Here is a 3,874-nt window from a genome sequence, read left to right on the forward strand (position 1 = left end):
ACAGGGGAATTAGGCCCTGCATCCCAGCGCGACAATCACGCGACAAGCCTGTCCGATACGACAAGCGCCGCTGCAGGATCGAGATCATGTTCGGCAGGCTCAAGGACTGGCGCCGCGTGGCAACACGCTATGACCGATCCCCAAAGGTGTTCCTCTCGGCCATCGCGCTCGCCGCTCTCGTCATCTATTAGTTATGAATCCTGACCCTAGGCTGGACGTAAAGCCTATTCGCAATCGATCAGCGTTGGTTTGCAAACTCATGAGTAGCACAAATGCGTCCTTCATGTTGATATCATTGAAACAAACCCAAATTGTGCACGAGCTGCGCTGGATTTCGGCAGGGAGCAAAGTCAACAATCATCGACAGAGCGTCTTTGTGATTAAGACATGGTGAGCACCATGTGGGTCTCGCTAGGACCCATCCATGGATCCCATACTACCCTCCCTTGACATAACTACATGCACTCGTCACGGTAGTCGGTAGTTGATTTTGATTGTCGGCAAGCGATGCAATATTTATTTTTAGTTGGCTTCTTGTGAAAAGGATGCTTCCCTCTTTAATGCAGCTAACTCCTGCGACAGCTGCCCTGATGAGATACATCGATGAGTATCGCGCCGAGAACGCAGAGCTCAAGGCCGCTCGTTTCGCACAGCTAATTGAATTCAGGCTCAAGAAGCTAAAGGAGAGGGTTGACGACAACGAAGCCACACTGCGCGCAATTGTCCGGGTCGGCGAGAGAGTCCCGAACAGCGAAACGCATGCGGGCGCTTATCTAGCAGGTATATTGGCTATCAATGGGCATCTAACCGATCAAGAGACGATTGCGCAGTACTATATAGACAAAATATGTCGCCTATCGCTAGTTGAGGCCGTGATTTTGCTTGAGAAGTCCGGGTTTGTCCCAACCGAAGGAGACGTGCATATTGCCGAAGAGATACAACAATTAGAGCGATTAAAAATTGACTACAGGCAGCAAATAAACTCGGTCCTTACATACCTCTGCAGTGTTGGGTTACTTGTTGACGGTGGAAGAAAATTGGAGCCGACTATCATAGAAATTCTGAAAGCGAGTAAATTTTGAAGAAGGCGCCTAGTGTCCTCACGCGGATGCCGCGAGCATCGCGCCTGCCGTGGTTTGAGAGTCCTGTCTCGGGTTATGACTCACTTCGATATGACAACATGGTAAGGCAAATTCAGAACGAAACCGGTCGGTACGCATTTGGCGTTTCTGTAGACGAGATAAGTAGTCGTTACAATTTCATTTCCGGACAAGACGCAAGAAATTTCTTTGAAAACCTCGCCATTCTGAACCCTGAACTGCTCCAAGGTGTAGAACCAGACGCTCCGCTTGAATCTCTAGTGGTAAACCTTCAGTTGGCCGATAAGGACGCCACAGTGCGAAAAGCCGGTGAGGTCTACAAGAGGAAAGCTGAGACGCTTTCGGTATTCATTCGAAACGCACCCCAGGAGACAGTCAAAATTATTGTTGGGCCTACGGGTTCCGGAAAGACAGCTTTTAGCAAAGGTCTATTCACTGCTGGGGTTGTCGAATTCTGGTCCTCAAAAGTCGTTCCTTCTAGAATTGAGTATCGTTGGAGTCATGATTACGAGCTTGACGACTATGTGTTTTACGCTGCGGCAAGAGATCTAATTTCTTATGTTTGCATTGGCGCCTCAGCCAACGAATTCGACCTCCTGATAGAGCCATTCAGAGAAACGCAGTTTTCCCGAGAATTAGAGAATTTACGAAACCAAGGCGAAAATATAGATTATATCGATGAAACACCTTGGTTAGGTGAATTTTCGAAAGTTGTAAGAAATTGGCTTGGAAGCGTCGATCCTGAAGAATATCAGGCCCTAGTTGAGAGAGCGATTTATCAGCTGGGAATTAAGTTTGTTTTTTCTTTTGACGGCTTTGACGCGGTGAGCCCCCTAGAAGCGTTCAACGGCCAGCAAATTTCGGAACCTGTCGCCAAGCTATGCGAGTTTCTTGATAGAAGTTTGATAAGTCAGAAATCGAAACGCGTCTTTTTAACAAACGCTAACGCTCACTTTCTGATATATATTCGCGACACTACCCTTAGCATCGTACAACGAAAGTTAACTCGAAATCCAGTTGGAAGAAGAGTGACAGATTTCAACTGGGTTTGCCCTCCGTCCTATCGGTCAGTTGGAACTATTATCACCCGGAGAATTTGTGGAGATCGTGTTGCCTCATCCGAACGGAGGGAATTTGTCAACGCAATTGTCTCTTCTCTAAGTTCGCATATTAGCAGGTATCTTCCAGAAATCGAAAGACGCCCAATTTCGTCGCTATTTTCATGGAATGTGCGAAATATGAAAGCCCATTTTGGAAGATTACTCATAATTCTTTTTAACCGTCTCACCCATGATAACGAAGTTTTTAGGCAAAGGGTGATCGAGGCGGGTGTCCAACGACGTATATTTGACGAGTTTGTAGAGGGGCTGACACGCGAATCTATCCGCGACTATGAGGTTGGAAGGTCTCTCGTTTTTCAGGCTCATTCAAAGGAGATTGGTTGCCGAATTTATCTATCATCGGCACATCTTGGCAAATGCCTAGAAGGGGACGAGTTTCCGCCAGATGTTATTGGCGCTATGGACGTTCAATTAGATGACGGATCGGTCGGCGATCTGATTTTCAATGGATTTGTTGACGCTTCTTTCTCGGTCAGCGTGGAGCGAATTTCTATTGCGCCCTACATGTTGCTGGGAAGGTTGGCGACAAGTAAACGGGGTTACGTGACCGCTGCTATACTCCATAAATTTCTAGTGAGTGTCGGCACTGTCGAACAGGACATTGAGGGATTACGACTAACGGAATTTCTTCTCGGCTGGATGACAATTGTTGGCCTGGTTGTTCCTGTAACACAATTTGGCAATGTGGCACCCCGCGATCGAGCATTTAGAATCACGCCATGCGGACGTTTTTTAATTAATGGGTCTGCATTTCGGGTTTCATATCTCGATAGCGCTTCGTTTGCAGGGTATTGGCCTGACAGCCTAGTGGTTGAGGGTGGTTTCCGAAGTGCTAATACCACCTTTCTTGAAGCGACATTGTTAGCGGTGGTTAATGCTTGCCATCTGCTTGAACACCTTTTGGAGATCGAGAAAGATACTCTCAAAACAATGAAGGAAAACTCGCGTTCAGCTTGGCGAAAATACAAAGACCTTCGACCGTCAATGGCAGACTACGGGCGAGCTTTGTTGGAAGAATGTCAGTCGATTGTGATAAGCGCCCGTCATACAGGGTCAAACCCAATTGAAGTTGCGGAAGCGACAAAATCATTCCAAAGTCTTAAAGCGAGCTTGGGCTAAGGGGGGACAAAATGCCTGAACTGAACACCTTGTATCTAACGAAACTCCGGAACCGGATTCAAGCAAGGCTGACCCGAAATGGCCTTAATTGTGAAACCAGACGGCGATACCGTCGTTGTGTTAGATATATTGGTGCAGTTCTTCCCCATATTGCCGTAAACGAAGGGTCGGTTTCTGTCGACGAGAAGTGCTTTGACGAAATTCAATCCGTCGTATGGAGTTTAGCAGTCACTGAGTCTATTGATCGCGACCTGTCTCATGTCACGCCTGGTGCTTTTTCTTGGGCCAATTGAAATATCCTTATAGTGTGTTGAAACAAGTTGTTTAAATTCTACAGCTAGGTCGCGTCCGCAGAAGTTCTCCCTTTCCGGTCTGTTTTGCACAAACCAGAAGGTAGCCATCACCGCGATGCGCAGCATTCGACATTTGGGCTATAGCAGAAGTTCGTGGACAAATGCGCCAACGTCAGCCGCTAACAGTGACCTTCCCCCGCGATCAGGGCCGGTTTGATCTGGAATCTTCCGGTTGGGTGTC

General features: G+C 47.5%; 3 protein-coding genes. All 3 read left to right on the forward strand.

The window, feature by feature from the left end:
* On the forward strand, positions 1 to 191 hold a 191-nt coding region (locus GOX53_RS28975), incomplete at its 5' end, for a transposase (RefSeq protein ID WP_171182344.1).
* A 399-nt stretch (positions 192 to 590) separates the two neighbouring features.
* Complete coding sequence (locus tag GOX53_RS28980) at positions 591 to 1,082, forward strand: hypothetical protein (RefSeq protein ID WP_171182345.1); 492 nt, start codon at positions 591 to 593, stop codon at positions 1,080 to 1,082.
* 98 nt (positions 1,083 to 1,180) lie between these two features.
* Positions 1,181 to 3,340 (forward strand): hypothetical protein, encoded by a 2,160-nt coding sequence (locus tag GOX53_RS28985; RefSeq protein WP_171182346.1) that lies wholly within the window; start codon positions 1,181 to 1,183, stop codon positions 3,338 to 3,340.
* Positions 3,341 to 3,874 lie beyond the last annotated feature (534 nt).

The sequence above is a fragment of the Ruegeria sp. HKCCD8929 genome (genome assembly GCF_013031405.1).
Classification (GTDB): domain Bacteria; phylum Pseudomonadota; class Alphaproteobacteria; order Rhodobacterales; family Rhodobacteraceae; genus Ruegeria.

Bases quoted from the DNA above. Each gene is read 5' to 3' on its own strand.
- GOX53_RS28985 (WP_171182346.1), top strand. From the start codon at position 1,181: ATGGTAAGGCAAATTCAGAACGAAACCGGTCGGTACGCATTTGGCGTT.
- GOX53_RS28980 (WP_171182345.1), top strand. From the start codon at position 591: ATGAGATACATCGATGAGTATCGCGCCGAGAACGCAGAGCTCAAGGCC.